This is a genomic window from Pedobacter sp. 01T416_2 (assembly GCF_056398925.1).
This window is the reverse complement of the sequence record NZ_JBFTQI010001153.1, coordinates 1-1228: the sequence shown is the minus strand read 5'-3', so window position 1 is coordinate 1228 and position 1228 is coordinate 1. Positions and strand designations below refer to the sequence as shown.

Annotated in this window: 1 protein-coding gene and 1 tRNA gene; both read right to left on the bottom strand. The window is 37.4% G+C overall.

Features of this window, described 5'->3' with window-relative positions:
- Nucleotides 1-297: 297 nt before the first annotated feature.
- A tRNA-Lys gene (locus AC1DPQ_RS28170) sits at nucleotides 298-370 on the bottom strand.
- Between the two features lie 191 nt (nucleotides 371-561).
- The coding region (locus tag AC1DPQ_RS28165; RefSeq protein WP_477611627.1) for an NUDIX hydrolase at nucleotides 562-1228 on the bottom strand (667 nt) is incomplete at its 5' end.

Sequence of the window (1228 nt, the reverse complement as noted above, 5' to 3'; positions counted from 1 at the left end):
GTGCTCATGTTAGGAGGCCCTCTTTTATTGAGGCAGAAGTAGTTGACGATGGAATTTGGATAAGCGGATCTTCTATAATCGTTATGGAAGGTGTAATGTATTTAGATTGATTCGGACCCGGGGAGCTTTTCGGAAATTGATTTTCCATAGCGGCAGCAAAATGACAAAAAATGCAATTGAGTACCAAAATAATAAATCAATAAAAAACCCTTTTGACGATCTATAATTTAATCTATTAGCAATGCAAAGCCAGCAGGAATAAAACAAAAAAACCTCACATTTCTGTGAGGTTTTTCGTGATCCCGCTGGGATTCGAACCCAGGACCACTACATTAAAAGTGTAATGCTCTACCAGCTGAGCTACGGAATCATTTCCTTTTGTTTAAGGAGGTGCAAATATAGGGATTTATCCTTTTCTTGCAAACATTTTTTGAAAATGTTTTTATTGTTTTTTAGTCTATGTAAAATTGGCGCTTCTAACTGGTTGATTTTAAATTTTGTAAGCCCAAAAACAATTTTAAAATTTATTTTTATTTGAGTAATATTTTCTCAAATCATTGCCTATTCACTCGCTTTTGGGATAAAATTGAGAAAAGACTGAAACTGTGCCTTGTGTTTGTTTTTGTCCAGTTTAAAATAAAAGGCCCCACGGCGCGAACTCGATTTGTCCTTGTCGGCTTGTTTAATTAACAATCCACTGGCCGTAATCTTACGGATAAAGTTCCGGTTATCTATCGGCGAATCGTAAACCTGCTCGTATAAAGCCTGCAATTGCGGTATAGTAAACCGTTTTGGTAAAAGCTCAAATAAAATAGGATGGAGGGCTGCCTGATAGCGGATTTTATCCATAGCGGCCTTAACCATTATATCGTGGTCGAAAATTAATTCGGGAACTTCTTTTAGCTTAAACCACTCGGCATGGTACTGGTCATTGATCTGTTTACTATATTTATTTATATCGATCAGTGCAAAGTAGACTACCGAAACCGTACGTTCGATAGGATCCCGATCTGGACTGCCATAAGCATGAAGTTGCTCCAGGTAAACATCGTGTAATCCTGTTAATTCCAATAAAATTCTTTTGGCGGCACCATCAAGATCTTCATGTTCACCGATAAAACCACCCATTAAACTCCACTTATCTTTTACGGGTTCTATTGCCCTTTTTATTACCAAAAGTTTTAGCTGATCGCCGTCATAACCAAAAATAATGCAGTCTACTGCAACA